Source organism: Candidatus Shikimatogenerans bostrichidophilus, from assembly GCF_033372575.1.
Lineage (GTDB): Bacteria > Bacteroidota > Bacteroidia > Flavobacteriales > Blattabacteriaceae > Shikimatogenerans > Shikimatogenerans bostrichidophilus_L.
On the sequence record NZ_CP104094.1, the window covers coordinates 135,245 to 156,922 of the forward strand.

At 14.0% G+C, this 21,678-nt stretch carries 18 protein-coding genes and 3 tRNA genes; 9 read left to right on the plus strand and 12 right to left on the minus strand.

Features of this window, described 5'->3' with window-relative positions:
* Positions 1 to 4 precede the first annotated feature (4 nt).
* From N2590_RS00750 to rplM, 5 genes are all read right to left on the minus strand, one after another.
* A tRNA-Phe gene (locus tag N2590_RS00750) sits at positions 5 to 77 on the minus strand.
* Positions 68 to 817: a hypothetical protein gene (locus N2590_RS00755; RefSeq protein ID WP_318165755.1), complete on the minus strand. Its 750-nt coding sequence runs from the start codon at positions 815 to 817 to the stop codon at positions 68 to 70. The genes N2590_RS00750 and N2590_RS00755 overlap by 10 nt, the downstream gene beginning before the upstream one ends.
* Before the next feature lie 27 nt (positions 818 to 844).
* Positions 845 to 1,534: a 30S ribosomal protein S2 gene (rpsB, locus tag N2590_RS00760; RefSeq protein ID WP_318165756.1), complete on the minus strand. Its 690-nt coding sequence runs from the start codon at positions 1,532 to 1,534 to the stop codon at positions 845 to 847.
* Positions 1,535 to 1,547: 13 nt separating this feature from the next.
* The gene (rpsI, locus tag N2590_RS00765) at positions 1,548 to 1,949 is read right to left on the minus strand and encodes a 30S ribosomal protein S9 (RefSeq protein ID WP_318165847.1); all 402 of its coding nucleotides are present in this window, start codon (positions 1,947 to 1,949) and stop codon (positions 1,548 to 1,550) included.
* Between the two features lie 2 nt (positions 1,950 to 1,951).
* On the minus strand, positions 1,952 to 2,392 hold the full coding sequence (gene rplM / locus N2590_RS00770) for a 50S ribosomal protein L13 (RefSeq protein WP_318165757.1): 441 nt from the start codon (positions 2,390 to 2,392) through the stop codon (positions 1,952 to 1,954).
* Between the two features lie 48 nt (positions 2,393 to 2,440).
* Here rplM and dnaK point away from each other — a divergent pair, with 48 nt between their 5' ends.
* Positions 2,441 to 4,426, plus strand: coding sequence for a molecular chaperone DnaK (gene dnaK / locus N2590_RS00775; protein ID WP_318165758.1), 1,986 nt, complete (start codon positions 2,441 to 2,443; stop codon positions 4,424 to 4,426).
* A 77-nt stretch (positions 4,427 to 4,503) separates the two neighbouring features.
* Here the strand turns inward: dnaK and N2590_RS00780 are convergent.
* The 4 genes from N2590_RS00780 to N2590_RS00795 form a co-directional block, all read right to left on the minus strand.
* Positions 4,504 to 4,577, minus strand: a tRNA-Arg gene (locus N2590_RS00780).
* Between the two features lie 57 nt (positions 4,578 to 4,634).
* Positions 4,635 to 5,741 carry a tRNA guanosine(34) transglycosylase Tgt gene (gene tgt / locus N2590_RS00785; RefSeq protein ID WP_318165759.1) on the minus strand — a complete coding sequence of 369 codons (1,107 nt, stop codon included), beginning with the start codon at positions 5,739 to 5,741 and terminating at the stop codon, positions 4,635 to 4,637.
* Between the two features lie 114 nt (positions 5,742 to 5,855).
* Entirely contained in the window at positions 5,856 to 8,072 is a 2,217-nt protein-coding gene (locus N2590_RS00790) for a phenylalanine--tRNA ligase beta subunit-related protein (protein WP_318165760.1), read from the minus strand.
* Positions 8,069 to 9,193: a hypothetical protein gene (locus N2590_RS00795; RefSeq protein ID WP_318165761.1), complete on the minus strand. Its 1,125-nt coding sequence runs from the start codon at positions 9,191 to 9,193 to the stop codon at positions 8,069 to 8,071. The genes N2590_RS00790 and N2590_RS00795 overlap by 4 nt, the downstream gene beginning before the upstream one ends.
* 45 nt (positions 9,194 to 9,238) lie before the next feature.
* Here N2590_RS00795 and N2590_RS00800 point away from each other — a divergent pair.
* From N2590_RS00800 to rpmH, 8 genes are all read left to right on the plus strand, one after another.
* Positions 9,239 to 9,314, plus strand: a tRNA-Asp gene (locus N2590_RS00800).
* A 1-nt stretch (position 9,315) separates the two neighbouring features.
* Entirely contained in the window at positions 9,316 to 10,104 is a 789-nt protein-coding gene (locus tag N2590_RS00805; RefSeq protein ID WP_318165762.1) for a hypothetical protein, read from the plus strand.
* A 26-nt stretch (positions 10,105 to 10,130) separates the two neighbouring features.
* A complete protein-coding gene (gene hisS / locus N2590_RS00810) occupies positions 10,131 to 11,432 on the plus strand; it encodes a histidine--tRNA ligase (protein WP_318165763.1) in 1,302 nt (433 codons plus the stop codon).
* 4 nt (positions 11,433 to 11,436) lie between these two features.
* On the plus strand, positions 11,437 to 12,444 hold the full coding sequence (locus N2590_RS00815; protein WP_318165764.1) for a DUF933 domain-containing protein: 1,008 nt from the start codon (positions 11,437 to 11,439) through the stop codon (positions 12,442 to 12,444).
* An 82-nt stretch (positions 12,445 to 12,526) separates the two neighbouring features.
* Positions 12,527 to 13,393, plus strand: a complete 867-nt coding sequence (locus N2590_RS00820; protein ID WP_318165765.1) for a hypothetical protein — start codon at positions 12,527 to 12,529, stop codon at positions 13,391 to 13,393.
* 76 nt (positions 13,394 to 13,469) lie between these two features.
* Entirely contained in the window at positions 13,470 to 15,962 is a 2,493-nt protein-coding gene (gyrA, locus tag N2590_RS00825) for a DNA gyrase subunit A (protein ID WP_318165766.1), read from the plus strand.
* A 2-nt stretch (positions 15,963 to 15,964) separates the two neighbouring features.
* Positions 15,965 to 16,354 carry a 50S ribosomal protein L19 gene (locus N2590_RS00830; RefSeq protein ID WP_318165767.1) on the plus strand — a complete coding sequence of 130 codons (390 nt, stop codon included), beginning with the start codon at positions 15,965 to 15,967 and terminating at the stop codon, positions 16,352 to 16,354.
* Positions 16,355 to 16,429: 75 nt separating this feature from the next.
* A complete protein-coding gene (rpmH, locus tag N2590_RS00835) occupies positions 16,430 to 16,588 on the plus strand; it encodes a 50S ribosomal protein L34 (protein ID WP_318165768.1) in 159 nt (52 codons plus the stop codon).
* Positions 16,589 to 16,598: 10 nt separating this feature from the next.
* Here rpmH and N2590_RS00840 read toward each other — a convergent pair whose 3' ends face one another.
* The 3 genes from N2590_RS00840 to rpoC form a co-directional block, all read right to left on the minus strand.
* Entirely contained in the window at positions 16,599 to 17,159 is a 561-nt protein-coding gene (locus N2590_RS00840) for a 50S ribosomal protein L25 (protein ID WP_318165769.1), read from the minus strand.
* Positions 17,160 to 17,242: 83 nt separating this feature from the next.
* Entirely contained in the window at positions 17,243 to 17,587 is a 345-nt protein-coding gene (gene rsfS / locus N2590_RS00845) for a ribosome silencing factor (RefSeq protein WP_318165770.1), read from the minus strand.
* The gene (gene rpoC / locus N2590_RS00850) at positions 17,584 to 21,669 is read right to left on the minus strand and encodes a DNA-directed RNA polymerase subunit beta' (RefSeq protein WP_318165771.1); all 4,086 of its coding nucleotides are present in this window, start codon (positions 21,667 to 21,669) and stop codon (positions 17,584 to 17,586) included. Before rpoC ends, rsfS begins: the two co-directional genes overlap by 4 nt.
* Positions 21,670 to 21,678 lie beyond the last annotated feature (9 nt).

Genomic DNA, 21,678 nt, shown 5'->3' on the forward strand with positions numbered 1-21,678 from the left:
AAAACGGTATCTCCCGGAATTGAACCGGGGACACACGGATTTTCAGTCCGTTGCTCTACCAACTGAGCTAAGATACCAAATAATATTTAAAATATTTAATTTTAATATTATTTTTAAAAATATATAAAAATTTTTTATGATTATATTTAAATTTATAAAATATTTTTTTATTATTAATAAAAAAATCTTTACTAAATAAATATTTATTTAATTTAATTAAATATTTTTTATTATTAATTATTAAATTATTAATAATAATATAAATAGAAATATTTTTACTTATATAATAAATAAATTTATAATTTAAATTTGAAATAATTTTATAATTTATTTTAAAACCAACAATAGAAGAAAATTTATAATTGTGATGATTATAATTATTGATATAATCACAATTAATTTTATAAAAATTTGAAATTATTATTTTCTCTTTAAACATTATATTTTTATCTAATATTTCATTATTTACAATACTATTATTAAGTAAATCTTTAATATTATTAATGTTTGATTTAAAAGAAATTTTAATTATTTTTTTTATAAAATTTTTAAAATAAATATTATTGATTATATAATCAGAATTAACATTAATTTTAATAATAACACCAATATTTTTTTCATTATTAATTTTTGATATTACTATTCCGTTATTAATTTTATAATTATTATTTTTTAATTTTGATTTAAATTTATTTCTTAAATATTCTATTGATTTTTTTATATCCCATTTATTAATGGTTAAAGCTTCTTTACAAAGTAAAATACTAAATTTAGTTAATTTTCTTAATTTTAATATTATTTTATTTTGTTTTATCATTAATATATATAATTATTATACTAATTATTATTTTTTATTTTTTATTTTAATTATTGAATTTAATAATATTTTAAATATCAATTTTATTGCTTTTGAGGAATCATCATTTGATGGTATAGGTAAATTAACATTTTCAGGGGAAGAATCACTATCAACAATTCCAATTATATATAATGATTTTTTATTTGCTTCTTTAACTGCTATATTTTCTTTTTTTACATCTACAATAATTACTAATAAAGGAATTTGATTCATATTATATATAGAACCAAATTTTTTATCTATTATTTTATATTTTCTTTGTATATATTTAATTTCTTTTTTTGATAAATATTTATATTTTTTTTTTATTTTATTATCTATTTTATTAATTTTTTTTATAGATAATTTAGTAATATTAATATTAGTTAATAAACCTGCTGGCCATTTGTAGTTTATATAAGGCATATTAATTTTAAGTGCATATTTTTTAATTACCTCTTTAATTATTTTTTTAGTTCCTACAAATAATATACTACCCCCAATGTTTATACATTTTTTTAAAATTTGTTTAGCAATTTTTATATTTTTAATAAACTTAATCGGATTAAAAACGTCTATATTATTTTTTTTTAATAATATATATTTAGACATTTTAGGATGTCTATAAGTAGATTTATGACCTAATAATATATTATATTTAAATATTTTATTTAATAATTTTTTATTTTTAATCATTATTAATTTTATTTTAACGTTTAGAAAATTGAAATTTTTTTCTAGCTTTTTTTCTTCCATATTTTTTTCTTTCTACTATTCTTGAATCTCTAGTAAAAAGATTATTTTGTTTTAAAAGTTTTTTATATTTATTATTTATTTTACAAATAACTCTAGAAATTGCTAAAATAATTGCTTCAGATTGTCCAGTAAATCCTCCTCCTTTAACATTTATTTTAATATTATTAAATTTATTAATTAGCTTAGTTAATAATAAAGGATATAATATTTTATATTTTATATAATTATTATTTTTAAAATAAATATTTATATCTTTATTATTAATAATAAATTTATTAATTTTATTTTTTTTTACATTTACATATATTAAAGCTACTGATGTTTTTCTTTTTCCTATAGCATGATAATATTTAATCATTATTTTAAAATTTTTATTTTTTTAATTTTTATATTAAAATTATGATTACTATTATTAAATATAAATATATTTTTTTTAACATATTTACCTAATAAATTTTTAGGTAACATTCTATATATAGATTTTTTTATTAAAATACTAGGATTTTTTTTAAATAAATTATACATTGTATATTGTTTTTTATTTCCTATATAGCCAGTATATTTATAATATATTTTATTTTTAAATTTATTATAATCAACTTTTATTTTTTTAGCATTTATAATAATTATTTTATTTGTAAAACTATTATTAGGTGTATATTTAGGCGAATTTTTTCCCATTATTAATTTAATAATTTGTGAACATAATCTACCTAATATTTTATTATTAGCATCTATTAAAAATATTTTTTTTTTATTATTAAAATAATATTTAGTTTTTAAAGTTAAATACTTCATAATTTTTTTTTATTTTATTAAATTATTATTAATAATAAAAATATAATTATGAATAATAAAATAATAGGTATTGATTTAGGTACTACTAATTCATGTTTAGCAGTAATGGAAGGTAATAATCCAGTAGTAATACCTAATTCTGAGGGTAAAAGAACAACTCCATCAATAGTAGCTTTTACTGAAAATAATACAAAAAAAATAGGTGATCCAGCAAAAAGACAATCAGTAACTAATCCTAAAAATACTATTTATTCAATAAAAAGATTTATAGGAAGAAAATATGATGAAATTAAAAATGAAATAAAAAATTTCCCATATATAATTAAAAAAGGTAAATATAACACACCTTGCGTAGAAATAGATAATAAATTATATACGCCTCAAGAAATATCATCTATGATATTACAACAATTAAAAAAAAATGCTGAGGATTATTTAGGAATAAAAATTAATAAAGCAGTAATTACAGTACCTGCTTATTTTAATGATGCACAAAGACAAGCTACAAAAGAAGCTGGTGAAATAGCAGGTTTAAAGGTTGAAAGAATTATTAATGAACCTACAGCAGCTTCATTAGCATATGGAATCGATAAAAATAATATAAATAAAAAAATAGCAGTATATGATTTAGGTGGTGGTACATTTGATATTTCAATTTTAGAATTAGGAGATGGAGTATTTGAAGTATTATCAACTAATGGAGATACATATTTAGGAGGTGATGATTTTGATCAAATATTAATAGATTGGTTAGTAGATGATTATTATAAAAAAGAAAAAATAAATTTAAAAGAAGATTCAATAGCTTATCAAAGATTAAAAGAAGCGGCAGAAAAAGCAAAAATAGAATTATCATCAAGTTTACAAACTGAAATTAATTTACCATATATTACTTCTATAAATAAAGAACCTAAACATTTAGTAAAAAATATAACAAGATCTAAATTTGAAAAATTATCATATAATTTAATAGAAAAAACATTATTACCTTGTAAAAAAGCATTAAAAGATGCAAAATTAAATATTAATGATATAGATGAAATTATATTAGTTGGGGGATCAACAAGAATACCTAAAATACAAGAAAAAGTAGAAGAATTCTTTAATAAAAAACCTTCAAAAGGTGTTAATCCAGATGAAGTAGTAGCTATAGGAGCAGCAATACAAGGCGGAGTATTAACAGGGGATGTAAAAGATGTTTTATTATTAGATGTTACACCGTTATCATTAGGTATAGAAACATTAGGTGGAGTATTCACTAAATTAATAGAAGCTAATACTACTATACCAACTAAAAAATCTGAAATATTTTCAACAGCAACTGATAATCAATCAGTAGTTACAATAAAAGTAGGTCAAGGGGAAAGACCAATGTTTAAAGATAATAAAGAAATAGGAAGATTTGATTTAATTAATATTCCATTAGCTCCTAGAGGAGTTCCTCAAATAGAAGTTACTTTTGATATAGATGCTAATGGTATTTTAAATGTATCAGCAACTGACAAAGGAACAGGAAAACAACAATCAATTAAAATTCAACCATCTTCAGGTTTAAACAAAGAAGATATTGAAAAAATGAAAAAAGAAGCAGAAATAAATTTTGATAAAGATCTTAAAGTAAAAGAAGAAATAGAAAAATTAAATATGACTGATTCTTTAATATTTCAAATAGAAAAAGAATTAGAAAATAATAAGAAAAAAATATCTAAAGAAAACGTTAAAAAAATTAATGATATTTTAAATAAATTAAAATCTGCTCATGTATCAAAAGACTTTAAAGATATTGAAAAATATACTAATAAATTAAATAAAAAATGGAGTAAAATATCAAGAGATATATATAATACAACACAAGATAATACTACTGAAGATAAAACTACTGAAGATAATACTACTGAAGATAAAACTACTGAAGATAATACTACTGAAGATAAAACTACTGAAGATAATACTACTGAAGATAAAACTACTGAAGATAATACTACTGAAGATAATACTACTGAAGATAAAACTACTGAAGATAAAACTACTTAAAATAGTCAATAAAATATAAAATTTATTTAAAAGCATAATTATTATTATGCTTTTAAATAATTTTATTTTAAATAATATAACCCCGAAAGGATTTGAACCTTTAATCTTCTGATTCGTAATCAGATATTTTATCCAATTAAACTACGGGGTTAATAAATAATATTTTATTTAATATTTAATTTAATATTAAATAAAAAAAATAAATAAATTATAATTTTTTTGAAATTATAGGAATAATATAATTTTTCCATTGTAAAAAGGTATCATTTTTTATATGATGTCTTGCTTTTTTAATTAAAGATTTATAAAAATATAAATTATTAATAGAAGCAATTAATTTAGCAGAATATTCATTACATTTAAATAAATGTCTTAAATATGCTTTACTATATAAATTATTATATATAGTTGAAAAATCATATTTCCATTTTTTGTTTTTTATATTTATTATTCCATTCCAAGTAAATAACATTCCATTTCTACCATTTCTAGTAGGGATTACACAATCAAACATATCCACTCCTAAAGAAATAGAATTTAATATATCCCAAGGCATTCCAACACCCATTAAATATATTGGTTTATTATTAGGTAATTCATTTATTACATATTTAATAATTTTATACATTTTTTGTTTAGTTTCACCAACTTGTAAACCTCCTATAGCATATCCATCTAATTTTAATTCAGATGTTTTAATAGTATATTTAATTCTTATATCTTTATATAATCCTCCTTGTATTATACCAAATATATATTGATTATGATTATAAATATTTTTTATTTTATTAAAATAATATAAACATTTTATTAACCAATTATAAGATCTTTCAGTAGCAATTTTAACATAATTTTTACTTGTATTATATATTATACATTCATCAAATGATGTTATTATATCAGACCCTATATATTTTTGTATATTAATTGATTTTTTAGGAGTAAAAAAATAATTTTTACCATTTTTATAACTTTTTATATTAGCTCCATATTTATTAATTTTTTTAGGATTACATAATGAATATACTTGAAAACCTCCACTATCAGTAATAATAGGATTATTCCATTTCATAAAGGAATGTAAACCTCCAGATTTATAAATTATTTTAATACCAGGTTCTATATTTAAATGAAAAGTATTACTTAATATTATTTCAGGATTTATAATGTCTAAATATTCTTTATTTATAGTTTTTATATATCCTTTTGTTGCAATTGGCATAAAAATAGGCGTTTTTACTTTTCCATGATCAGTTAAAAAATATCCTACTTTTGCTTTTGATTTTTTATCTTTATGTAATATTTTAAAATACATAATTATTAATTTTAAACATAAATTTACTAACAAAATTAAATATTATTTTAAAACATTGCAATATATTTTATATTTTATTAATTCATAAAAAATATAATTTTTTAATGAGTAAAGTTATTTTTTTATTTCAGCATTTAATTTGTTTTTAAATAAATTTATTAATACTAATAATATATTGTTAATATATTTTTTTTTTTTCCCATATTTATTTTTTATAATAAAACGAAGAGTATAAGATTTTTTATTTTTTGGTAGATTATTTTTATATATATCAAATAAATATATATTAATTAATTTATTTTTTAATTTCTTTTTAGCTAATAAATAAAAATTATTAAAATATATATTTTTATCAATAATAAATGATAAATCTTTTACAAAATATTGAAACTTATTAATTTTTTTATATTTTATATTTTTATTATTTATAATTTTAAATAAATTATTAATATTAATTATTGCTAAATATATATTTTTATTAATATAAAAATTATTTAATTTACCAAATTTTATAATTGGTATATTTTTGTATTTAAAAATTATTTTAGTTTCAAATATTTTACTATTATATATAATTAATTTATTATATTTTTTAATTCCTACTTTTTCTATAATTAAATTTAAAATATTATATAAATAATGTAAATTATTAAAATAATTATTATTTTTATTAGTTAATAATATTTCTATATTTTTTTTTTCTATTATTTTATTATTTTTTTTTATATAAATATTACCTATTTCAAAAATTTTTATAGTATTAATTTTTCTATTAATATTATAAATTATATTATTCATCATATTTATAAATAAATTATTCCTTAAATAGGTTAATTTATTAATAATTTTATCTTTAAACGAAATATAATTATTATTAATAAAATTTAAATAATAATTATTTTTTACAAATGGTGAATTAATAACTTGAAAAAAACCATAATCTATTAATAAATTTATTATTTTATTTTCAATATTTTCAATATTTAAATAATTATTATTTATATAATTATTGTTCTTAATTAAAATATTATATTTATTATTTTTAAATTTTATATTATTAATTCCATAAAATCTTATTATATCGTTTATTATATTAATTTTTTTATTAATATTATATTTAAATAAATTTTTATTTATTAATATAATATATTTTTTATTATAATATTTAATTTTATAATTTAAAACTAACAAAATTTTTAATATTTTTTTTATTGAAATTTTTTTACCTATTAATTTATTTACCTCACTAAATTTCAGTTTTATAAGATTATTATGAATTTTATAATTTTTATAATAATAAACATATTTTATATTATTTATATTATTTATATTTAAATATTTATTTAGAAAATATATATATATATTATATTTAGGTAATATAATAATATTATTATATAATTTAGTAATATTATTATTAATATTATATTTATTTATTATATATCTTATTTTATTTTTTTTATATAATGAAAATGAAATCAATAAATTTTTAGTTTTATTATTAATTTTATTTTTATTACTATTTATAATGTTTGATAAATAAATAGGATAATTATTATAAAATAGTATTATGTTTTTATTTTTTTTTAATAAATATTTATTTTTATTTTCCGTAATGAAATTAATATTTTTATTATTTTCTTTTATTATTAAATTACTTTTACTATATTTAAAATTTATAATTTCTATCGGAATACCAATTTCTTTAATAATAATATTTTTAATATCTATAATATTATTAATAGGTTTTATATTAGACAAAACTAATTTTTTTTGAATAAAATAATTAGAATATTTAAATTTAAAATTATTTATTAAAAATGTATTATAATATATAATATTTTTACTTTTTATTTTTAAATTTATTTTGTTTAATTTTTTAATATTAATATTTTTAATACTAATTAATTTAGTATTAATATTTTTATATTTTAAATAGGAATATAATTCTCTACTTAAATAATAATAATATGATAGATAACTAATATTATGAGTAATATTAGTATTAATAATATAATCATAATCATATTCTTTACATACTATAAAATATTTTTTATTAATTTTTTCTACTAATATTTTAATATTCTTTTTAATATAGTGTTTATTATATATATTAAATATATCATTATTAATAGTTTTTATTTTAATTTTATAAATATTATTAATTTTTTTAATTTTTATTATATTACCTAAAATTATATTATTATTATAATTATATTTAATAGGATAAACTTTTTTAATAGAAATAATTTCTATTCCTATTTCATTAAATAATTTACTAATATTATAATTAAAATTAATAAATTCTTTTATCCAACTTAATAAAAATATCATATTATATTCATTATAATGATATATATATATTTATTTTTAAAATTTGTAATAATAATATAATTAAGGTCAATAGAAAGTTTAATAACAATTAATTTAGTATTTATATATTTAATAAATTTAAATAATAAAAATAAATTAATTTTAAATTTAATAATATTTTTATTTATATTATTATTAATTTTAATTTTTTTATAAAATAATAAATTATTAATATAATTTTTAAATATTAAAATTATATTATTATTACTTATATGTATATTTAATATTTTATTTAAAGAATTATAATTTATTAAATTATAAAATACTGTTAAAGAATTAAAAAATTTTTTTTTATCAATTAATAATTTAATTAATTTGTTTTTATTATATTTATTAATTTTTTTTAATAAATTATTAATATTATTAACAGTATCTATTTTAAAATAATAAAAAAAATTATATTTTTTAATTAAAATTAGATTATTATATATCTTTAAATTAATAATTTTATTATTAGAAATTAATAATATTATTTTATTTAAAATTTTAAAAAATTCATTATTAATTTTTAAATAATATTTCTTATTAATGTTTATTTTATTATTAATTAATATTTTTTTTTTTATTAAATATTGTTTGTAATCAGTCAAATAGAATATAATAATATTATTATAAATTTTAATATAATTATAATTATCTTTTTTATTAAAATTAAAATAATTGATTAACTTTAATATTTTTTTTTTTGTTAATTTTAAACTTAATATTTTATTTTCTTTTCTAATTTTTAAAATATTAAGATTATTATTTTTATATAGTTTAAATTTAAATAAAAAATTATAATTTTGTAAAATTAAATATTTTTCATTTAATATTAATAATAAATTATTAATATATTGTTTATTAAAAAAAAAATATAAAAAATTTATTAAATTATTAAAATTTTTAATAATAAAAAATTTTTTTTTTTTAATATATTTATTAATTTTAAAATTACAATTAAGAATGTAATAATTATTTATAAATAAAAAAAAAATTTTTTTTTTATATAAAATAATATTAATTTTTTTTAAATTATAATTAAAAAATGATATAAAGTATTTTAATTTTTTAAAGTATTTAATATTAATAATAATATTCATATAATTATTAATTATTAATTATATTAATATTATAAATATATTTTTGGTTTGGTAGTTCAAATTTGGTAAGAATACGTGCCTGTCACGCACGAGGTTACGGGTTCAAATCCCGTCCAAACCGTATGAAAAAGATAAAAAAAACTATAGCTAAAATATATACAATAAGTATTATAGAGAATAAAATTAAAAATATTAATAAACTAATAAATTATAAATTAAATAATAATTATAAATATTTAACAAATAAGTTATTTAAAAAATTATATAAATTATTAATATCAATTAAAAATAAAAAAAAAATAATATTAAAAAAAATAAAAAAAAAAATAAAAAAAAACAATTATTATAATAAATTAATAAAAAAATATAAAAAACAAATATTAAATATTAAAAATAATATTGAATTAATAATAATAAAAAAAGAAATAAAATATTTTAAAATAAAAAAAAAAATAAATAATAAAATAAATAATAAATATAATAAGATATTAAAATATTTAAATAAACAAAAAAAAATAATAAATAAAAAAAAAAATAATATTATAATATTTTTAATATTTTATAAAAAAAAAAATAATAAATTAAAAAAAAAATTAAATAAAATAAAATATAAATTAAAATTTATTTTAAATATTATTTTAAATAAAAAAAAAGTAAAAAAATTAGAAATTTATAAAATTTATAATTATATAAAAAATAATTCAAAAGATAAAAAAGGAATATTATCGGTAGATTATAATAGAGTAGTAAATAATGTAAACTTGAAAATACCGATACAAAAATATATAGATTTATTAAATTATGAATATATTAATTATGATATATATACAGGAAAAATATTAATTGATACTTATTTAGCAAATAAAATAAATAAAAGAGTAAATAAATTAATAAAGAAAATAATAAAATAATAAAATAATAAAATAATAAAAATAAAATGAATAATATAAAAAAAATTAAAGGAACTTTAGATTTATTTAATAATGATATTGATAATATTAATAAATTAAAAAATATAATAAAAAATAATTTTATATTATATGGATTTAAAAATATAGAAACTCCATCTATAGAAAATAAAAATATAATTAAATTAATTAAAAAAAATTTAAATATTCCTTTATATTATTCTATTTTAGAAAAAAAAAATAATAAATTTTTAATTTTTGATTTAACTATTTCATTAATTAGATTTTTATTAACTAATACTAATAATATTAATTTTCCGTTTAAAAGATATCAAATACAAAAAGTATGGAGAGGTGAAAAACCACAAAATAATAGATATAGAGAATTTTATCAATGCGATGTAGACATAATAAGTTATAAATATAACCTAGAAGAAATAGAAATTATATCACTTTGTGATAAAATATTTAATGATATTAAATTAAATATAGATTTTTTAATTAATCATAAAGATATATTATATGGATTATGTGAATATTTATTAATTCATAAAAATAAATGGGAATTTATAATAAAGACAATAGATAAATTAAATAAAATTGGTAAAGAAAATGTTAAAAATATTTTAATAAAAAAAATAGATAAAAAATATATAAAAAAAATATTTAAAATATTTGAAATAAAAAAAAATAATATTAATTATTTATTATATTTAAAAAAAAAATTTAATAAAAATAAATTATATGGTAAATATGGAATAAAAAAATTATTAAATATATTTAAAATAATAAAGAAAATAAAATTAAAAAGAATAAAAGTAAAATTTAATTTAAGTCTCTCAAGAGGGTTAAATTATTATTCAAAAACAATATTTGAAATTAAATTAATGAATAAAAAAAATGATTTATCATTAGGTGGAGGAGGAAGATATGATAATATAATAAAAATAAATAATAAAAAGATACATGGAATAGGAATTTCGTTAGGATTATATAGAATATATAATACATTAAAGTTATATAATAATAATGTATTTACAAAAAATAAAAATAAAAAAGTAATAATTTTAAATTTTGATATAAAAAATTATGTGTTAATAAATAAATATGCAAATATATTAAGAAATAATAATATAATTACTGAAATTTTTTTATATAAAGAAAAAATAAAAAAACAAATAAAATATGCAATAAGAAATAAATTTAATTATTTAATAATAATAGGGGAAAAAGAAATAAATAAAAATATAATAAAAATAAAAAATTTAAAGAATAAAAAAGAAAATATATTTTATAATATAAAAGATTTAATAAAATATATAAATTATTAAAATTATGGATTGTGGAATTATAGGTTTACCAAATGTTGGAAAATCTTCGTTATTTAAGTTATTATCTAATTCAAATGTAAAAGATATTATAAAAAATTATCCTTTTAGTACAATTTCCCCAAATAAATCAAAAATTAATGTATATGATGATAGATTGATAAAATTATCAAAATTATTAAATTATAATAAATTGCAATATAATAATATTAATTTAATAGATATAGCAGGAATAATAAAAAATTCTTATAAAGGTAAAGGTTTAGGAAATTTATTTTTATCATATATAAGAGAAACAAAAATATTAATTAATATATTAAGATTTTTTTATAATAATAAAATTATTAATATTAATAAAATTATTGATCCAATATATGAGAAAAAAATAATATTTAATGAATTAATAATGAAAGATATTGAAATAATAGAAAAAAATATAAAAATTAAAAAAAATAATATTAATAAATTAAACAAAATATTAAATATTTTTAAAAAAAAAAATAAAAATGATATAATAAAAATATGTAATGAGGAAAAAAAAATAATAAAAAAATTTAATTTTTTATGTTTAAAACCAATATATTATATATGTAATATTGATAAAAATACTAAAATTGATGAAATATCGTATATTAAAGAATATTTTAATAATAAAAAAGAAAATATTTTATTTTTAAATATTAAAGATATAATAAAAAATAAAAATAAGAATAAAAAAATAATTAATAAATTAATAAATAAAATATATTATAAATTGAATTATAACACATATTTTACTATTGATAATAATAAAAAAATTATATGTTCTTGGAAAATAAAAAAAAATTCATATGCCTATAAAGCATCAGAAAAAATACATTCAACATTTAGTAAGAAAATTATTAAAGTAGAAGTAATTAATAGTAAAAAAATAATAAATAATAAAATAATAAATTATAAAAAATATTTATCTATAAAAAATAAAAATTATATCGTAAAAGATGGGGATATATTATATTTTAAATTAAAAAAATAAATTTATTAGTAAATAATTTTAAATATAAAAAATATTTTTAAAATTAAAATAATTATATTAATTAAATTTAACATATATTAAAATGAAAAAATTAAAACTTTTTATTCCTTTAATAACACCATTTGATAATAATAATAATATTGATTTTTTTTCTTTAGAAAAATTGATATTATATATAAACAATTTAAAATATATAAACTATATAATATTATTTAGTAATTTTTCAGAATATAGTTTTATTTCTAATAATGAAAAAATAGACATAATAAATTGTATTAAAAATAATAATAAAAATATAAAAATAATATTAAAAATTAACAATATTTATAATTATAAGGATATTGAAGAGCAATTAAGTCAAAATATATATAATAATATAAATTATATAATAATTGATTATCCAAATATTAATAATATATACAAAGAAGAAATAATAAATAATTTTAATAAAATATTTAATAAATTTAAATATTTATTTTTTATTATTAATATAAAAAAAAAAATTAATGATGATATATTATTAAAAATAAAAAATAAAAATAATAATTTTATAGGAATAATTAATAATAATTTAATAAAAAATTATGAATTAATTAATAAAATAAAAATTTTTATAAATAATGATATAGAGTTATTTTTAAATAATAAAATATTTAATAATATAGATGGTATTATTTCACCATTATTAAATATTATATTTAATTTTATTTATAATAAAATTATTATAAAAATTAATAATAATCAATATATAGAATATGATGAAAAATATTATAAATTTATTGAATTAATTAATATTTTATATAATAAAATTAATCCTATTTCAGGCGTTAAATATTTATTAAATTACATAAAAATTTGTAAATTTTTTATTAAATTACCATGTAATAAAATTGATAATATAAAATTATATAATAAAATTGTAAATATATTTAATATTATTTATAATTAAATATTTAATTAAATTAATTATAATTTTAATAAAATAAAAAATTATTTTTAATATTATAACAAAATAAAGTTAATAAATGAACAAAATTAAAATAATCAATATTAATGAGGCAATTAAAAAATCTTATATTGATTATGCTATGTCGGTAATAATTTCAAGATCTTTACCAGATGTTAGAGATGGTTTAAAACCTGTACATAGAAGAATATTATATTCAATGTATAAATTAGGTATTACAAAAGGTTATAAAAAATCTGCTCGTATAGTAGGAGAAGTATTAGGTAAATATCATCCTCACGGAGATAAATCAGTATATGATAGTATTGTAAGAATGGCTCAACCATGGAATTTAAGATATACTTTAATAAGTGGTCAAGGAAACTTTGGATCTATAGATGATGATCCACCAGCTGCTATGAGATATACAGAAATTAAATTAGCTAAAATTACCGAAGAAATGTTAAAAGATATAAACCAAAAAACCATTGAAATGAGATCAAATTTTGATAATACATTAAAAGAACCGGTTATTTTTCCTACTAAAATACCAAATTTATTAATTAATGGGATATCTGGAATTGCGGTAGGAATGGCAACAAATATGCCCCCACATAATATAAAGGATACTATAAATACAATATGTAAATATATAGATGATGAAAAAATAAGTACAGAAAAATTAATAAAAACTATAAAAGCACCTGATTTTCCAACTGGGGGAATAATAGATTTATATAAAGGAGTTAAAGATGCTTATAAAAAAGGAAAAGGTAAAATAATAATAAAATCAAAATATTCTGTAATAGAAAAAAAAAATAAAAAATATATAATAATTAATGAAATACCTTTTCAAGTAATTAAAAGTAATTTAATAAAAAAAATATTTTATTTAATAAAAAATAATAAAATTAATGAAATAGAAAATATTAAGGATGAATCTAATAAAAAAGGAATAAGAATATTATTAACTTTAAAAAAAGATTGTGATACTAAAATAGTAATTAATAAATTATTAAAATATACTGATTTACAAATTAGTTATCATATAAATAATATAGCACTAGTAAATGGAAAACCAAAAAGATTAAAGTTAAAAAAAATAATATATTATTTTATTGAACATAGAAATAAAGTAATAATAAATAAATCAAAATATAATTTAGAAAAATTAAAAAACAATATACATGTATTAAAAGGATTTATAAAAATTTCCAATAGTATTGAAAAATTATTTAATTTAATTAAAAAATCTTCATCTTATATAGAATCATATAATAAAATAAAAAAAAATTATGATTTAACGAAAAAACAAATAAAGTTTATTTTAAATATTAAATTATATAAATTTACAAATAAAGAAATTAAAAATTTAATAAATAAATATAAAAAATTAAAAAAAAAAATTATAAAAAATAAAAAAATAATTAATTTAAGAAAAATTAGAATGAATATAATAAAAAAAGAATTGTATCAAATAAAAAAATTATATGGAGATAAAAGAAAAACATTAATTAATTATAATGATAACAACGATAACGATAATAATGATAATGATAATGATAATGATAATGATAATGATAATGATAATGATAATAAAATAAAAATAGAAAATAAAAAATATTTATTGTTTATTACTCATAATGGTTATATAAAAAAAACATTATTAGAAGAATTTAAAAATCAAAAAAGAGGTGGGAAAGGTTATAAAGGAATTATAGTAAATGATAATGATTATATAAAAAATATTAAAATAGGTAATATTAATAATTATATATTATTATTTACAAAATTAGGAAAATGTTATTTAATTAAAATGTTAATAATACCTCAAGGAAATAAAATATTTAAAGGAAGACCAATACAAAATTTTATTGACATAAAAAATAATGAAATAATAAAATCTTCAATATTAATTGATAATAATAAATTAAAAAATATTAATTACTTAAAAAATAATTATATAATAATTTCTACTAAAAAAGGAATTGTAAAAAAAACACTTTTAATAAAATATTATAAACCTAGAATAAATGGAATAAAATCAATAAAATTAAAAAAAAACGATAGTTTAATAGATGCTAAATTAAATAATTTTAATGGTCAAATATTAATAGCTATAAAAAGTGGTAAATTAATAATATTTAAAGAAAATAATATAAAATTAACTGAAAGATATTCGGTAGGTGTAAAAGCAATTAAAATAAAAAACAAAAAGGATAAAGTAATAGGTATATTATGTATTAAAAAAAATGAAAATAATAAATATATTTTAGTAGTTACTGAAAATGGTTATGGAAAACGTTCAATAATAAAAAATTATAAAATTACTAATAGAGGGGGAAAAGGAATAAAAACTATTAATATAACTAAAAAAACAGGAAATTTAATAGCAATAAAAAAAGTAAGTAATGAGGATGAAATAATAATAATTAAAAAATATGGTAATATTATAAGATTTAATATAAATACTATAAGAATTACTGGAAGAAATTCACAAGGAGTAAAATTAATAAAAATAAATAAAAATGATAAAATTGCTGATATTATAATAATAAATAAAGATAAATAAAAATGAAAAATAATAGTAATAATATTATAAAAATGTTAGAAAAAGAATTAATTAAAAATAAAAATAAACATTATAAATTTAATGTAGGGGATAATATAACAGTATATTATTATAGTACAATAAATAAAAAAAATAAAAAAAAAATTTTATTTTTTACAGGATATGTAATAAGTAAAAAAGGTAATAATAAATTTAATAAAACATTTATAATAAGAAATACAATTTATAATATAGGAGTAGAAATAACATTTTTTTTATATAGTCCATATATAAAAAATATAAAAATTAATAAAAAAGGTAAAGTAAGAAAATCTAAAATATATTATATAAGAAAATATAATTTTAATAAAATAAAAAATTTAAAAATTAATAGAAATTTAAATAAAATTTAAATTTCTATTAAATGTAATAAATATTTAACAAAACCTTACTTTGATTTAATTTAAAATTAACATAATATAAATAATATGAAAAGAACTTATAATCCATCAAAAATAAAAAGATTAAGAAAATTTGGATATCTAAAAAGAAATAATAGTAAAAATGGAAAAAAAATATTACAAAGAAGAAGATTAAAAAAAAGAAAATTTTTAACAATAAGTAATAAAAATAAATATAAATATTAAAATTTAATCTTTATTTTACATCTTCTTTAGTTATTTTTAACATTTTAATTGATACTATAATTTGATTAATTGGATGTAAAAATTTTATATTTTTATTATTTTCTAAAATATCTTTTATATATATTTTATCACCAATATCTAAATTAGTAATATCAATTTTAAAATATTTAGGATAATATTTTAATAAAGTTTTTATTTTAATTTTTTTTAATGGATTATTACATATTCCACCTTTTGAAACACCTATTGAATTACCTATAATTTTTATATTTATAAAAGCAATAAATGGTTTATTTACGTTAATTTTATATAAATCAATATGCAGAATTTTATTTCTAAAAACATTATATTGTATATCTTTAATTAAACATATATGTTTTTTTTTATTATTATTTATAGTTAAATAAATAATATATTTTTTTTTATTAATTAATTTATTAATTTCAGATAAAGATATATAAAATGGGAAATTTAAATTTTTATTATATATAACTCCAGGAATATAATTATTATTTTTATATTTTTTAATTTTATTTTTACAATTGATATTTAATAATTTATTTATTTTCATCTTTATAATTAAATTAATAATTTAATTAAAAACAAATAATAAATTTATTTTTAATTAAATTATTTAATTTAAATATTTAATATTTAATTAATATATAAAATAGGTAAATTTTTAAATAATTTATCAATCATATAATATTTTCTTATTTTTTTTAAAAATATATTAATAATAATAAATCTATAATCAATTAATATCCATTTATTATTATTTTTTCCCTCTATATTAAAAGGTTTAATTTTAAAAATATTATATATAGTATTTTCTATTTTATTATAAATTGATTTTACATGTAAATAAGATTTACCTTCACATATGATAAAAAAATCAAATAAATTATTTATTGTTTTTCTATTATCTATAATTTTTATTTTATTATTATTAATAATATTAATAATAGTAATTATAAATTTTTTTTTATTTAATTTCATTTTTTAATTTTATTATAATAATAACCAGTTCCAGCAGGTATTTGGTTACCAATTATAATATTTTCTTTTAATCCTTTTAAATTATCATATTTAGCACTAATAGCAGCTTCACTTAATATTTTAGTAGTTTCTTGAAAAGAAGCAGAAGAAATAAAAGAGTTAGTAAGTAAAGAAGATTTAGTAATTCCTAATAATATTGGTTTTCCAATTGCAGGTAATAATTTTTTAGTAATTATTAGTTTAAGATTATTAAATTTTAAATATTCATTATATAAATCTATTTTATTTTTATTAATTATTTTACCTATATAATATTTTTTATTATTACTTTTAGTAATAATTACCATATTTTTAATTTTTTTATTAATTTTTAAAAAATCTTCTTTATTAATAATATTACCTTTTATTAAATTAGTATCTCCCCCATCAATAATAATTACTTTTTTAAGCATTTGATTAATAATTATTTCAAAATGTTTATTATTAATTTGTACTCCTTGAGATTTATAAATATTTTGTAAATTATTAATTAAATAATTTTGAATTTTATTTAAACCATTAATATTAAGTATATCATTAAAATTTTTTATACCTTCAGTTAATTTATCCCCATGTTTAATAATATCATTTTTTTGAACTATTATTTGTTTATTATTTTTAATTACATATATTATTTTTTTTTTTAAATTATTAGTAATATAAATTTTTACATAATTTTTTTTATATACTATATTACTTACTATTCCATCAATTTCAGAAATTATTGATTTATTAATAGGATTTCTAGCTTCAAATATTTCAGATAACTTAGGTAATCCACCAGTAATATCTTTATAATTATTATTTAATCTAGGAATTTTTATTAATATTTTACCTTTTTTTATTTTTTCATTATTTTTTACATTTAAATATGAACCTATAGATAAATTATAATTTTTTAATAATTTACCATTATTATCTAAAATTAATAAAGTCGGATTTCTATTTTTACTTTTAATTATAAATTTTTCACTATTTTTTGATTTATATGAAATGTTTTTATATTTTACTATACCATTATATTCAGATACTACTATAGAATAATATGGATTTATTTCATATATTTTATCTCCTATATTTACAATATCATTATTTTTAATATATAAAGTACAACCATAAGGAATATAACTATTATATAAAATATTATTATTTTTAATATCAATAATTTTAATATTTGTATATCTAGAAATTACTATATATTTATTATTTTTTTTAATATATTTTAATGAATTTAATAATATTCTACCTTTATATTTAGATTTTAATTTTGTTTTTTTAGCTATATAACTTGTAGAACCACCTACATGGAATGTTCTTAAAGTTAATTGAGTACCTGGTTCACCAATTGATTGGGCTGCAATAACTCCAACAGTTTCACCAATGTTAATTAATTTACCATTTGATAAATTAGAACCATAACATTTTGAACATATACCAAATTTACTTTCACATGTAAATGGTGAACGAACAGTAATATATTTAATTTTATATTTTTTAATAGTATTAAAATTATTATAATCAATTAATTCTCCTTTTTTAATTATTATTTTATTGTTAAATGATATATTATATATAACTACTTTTCCTAATATTTCATTTTCAGTTATTTTATTATTATAATTATAAATGTTTATTCCATTAAATGTATTACAATCTTTTTCTTTTATTATTACATCTTGTACAACATCAACTAATCTTCTAGTTAAATAACCAGCATCAGCAGTTTTTAAAGCTGTGTCAGCTAATCCTTTTCTAGAACCATGTGTAGAAATAAAATATTCTAATATAGATAAACCTTCATAAAAATTAGATATTATAGGAAAATCTATTATTTTAGTATAATCTAAATTATATTTTTGAGGTTTAGTCATTAAGCCTCTCATACCTGATAATTGTCTTATTTGTTCAATAGAACTTCTAGCACCTGAATCTAACATCATATATAAATTATTTAAACCATTTTTTTTATTTTTAATATTATTAATTACTTTATTAGTTATTTTAGAATTAGTATTACTCCATTCATCTATTATTTTATTATCTTTTTCATTATTTGATATTAATCCCATATTATAATGCTTTATTATATCATTAATATTTTTAATAGTATTATAAATTATTTGTTTTTTATCTTTTGGCGGTCTAATATCATTTAAATTGAAAGATGTACCAGAATAAAAAGAATATTTTAATCCTATTTTTTTTAATTTTTCTAAAAAATTTGATGTTATAAATATATTGTTATAATATAATACTTTTTTAATTAATATTTTAATATTTTTATTATCTATTAATAAGTTTATAAATCCTACTTTTTTTTTATTAGGTATTAGTTGATTAAATATTATTCTACCTACTGTAGTAATTATAAATTCATTATTATATTTAAATTTTATATTATCATGGATATTTAATATTTTTAAATTATGTGCAATAATTATTTCCTTATAACTTGAAAATAATTTTAATTTTTTTTTATTACTTTTAATTTTTTTAGTTAAATAATATAAACCTAATAAAATTTCTTGTGAAGGAATAATGATAGGTGACCCATTAGCAATATTTATAATATTTATAGGTGACCCCATTAATAATTTAGCTTCTATTATAGATTCTGTTGATAAAGGTAAATGAATTGCCATTTGATCACCATCAAAATCAGCGTTAAATGCACCACATACTAAAGGATGTAATTTAATTGCTTTACCGTTTATTAATATTGGTTGAAAAGCTTGTATACTTAATCTATGTAATGTAGGGGCTCTATTTAATAAAATTGGATGTCCTTTAATAATCTGTTTTAAATATTGCCATATAAAACTGTTTTTATTTTTAATAATTTGATTAGCAAAATTTATAGAAAAACCTTTATTGATTAATTTATTAATTAAAAAAGGTTTGTATAATTCTAAAGCAATAATTTTTGGTAAACCACATTCATATAATTTTAATTTAGGATCTACAATAATTACTGATCTAGCAGAATAATCAACTCTTTTACCTAATAAATTTTGTCTAAATCTACCTTGTTTACCTTTTAAAATATCTGATAATGATTTTAAAATTCTATTAGAGTCAGATTTTACTGCAAATAATTTTCTTGAATTATCTAATAATGAATCTATAGATTCTTGTAATATACGTTTTTCATTTTTTAATATTACATTAGGAGCATTAATAGATATTAATTTTTTTAATCTATTATTTCTAATAATAATTTTTCTATAAAATTCATTTAAATCTGAACTAGCATATTTACCTTCATCTAATGTAATAATAGGTCTTAAATCAGGTGGAATAACAGGTAAAATTTTAATTATCATATAGTGAGGTTTATTTTTATTTTTTCCTTTATGGAATAATTCAATAATTTTTAATTTTTTTAATAATTTAATTTTTTTAATATTATTTTTTTCTTTTTCAAAATTATTTTTAAAATTTGTAAATAATTTAGTAATATTAATATTTTTTAATAATTTATAAATTGCTTCTCCCCCAGTAGTAGCAATAAATTTAATATTTTTTTTATTTTTATTTTTATAAATATATTTTTTTATATTTAAATATTCTTCTTCATTAATAAGATCTAATTTATTTAAATAATGACCATTTTGTTTTTTAAATTTTAAATTTTTTATTTTTATAACTATATATTTTTCATAATAAATAATTGATTCTATATCCTTAGAAGATTTATTTAATAAATAAGAAATTTTATTCGGTAAACATCTAAAATACCATATATGCACAATAGGAACACATAATTTAATATGTCCCATTCTTTTTCTTCTTACATTTTTTTTAGTTATTTTAATACCACATATATCACATATAATTCCGTTATATAATTTATTTTTATATTTTCCACATGAACATTCATAATTTTTTATAGGACCAAATATTTTTTCACAAAATAATCCATTAATTTCAGGTTTTTTAGTTTTATAATTTATAGTTTCAGGGGATAATACTTCCCCATATGATTGTTTTAAAATATATTTAGGGGAAGCTAATTTAATATAAATTTTATTAATATTATTCATATTATTCAT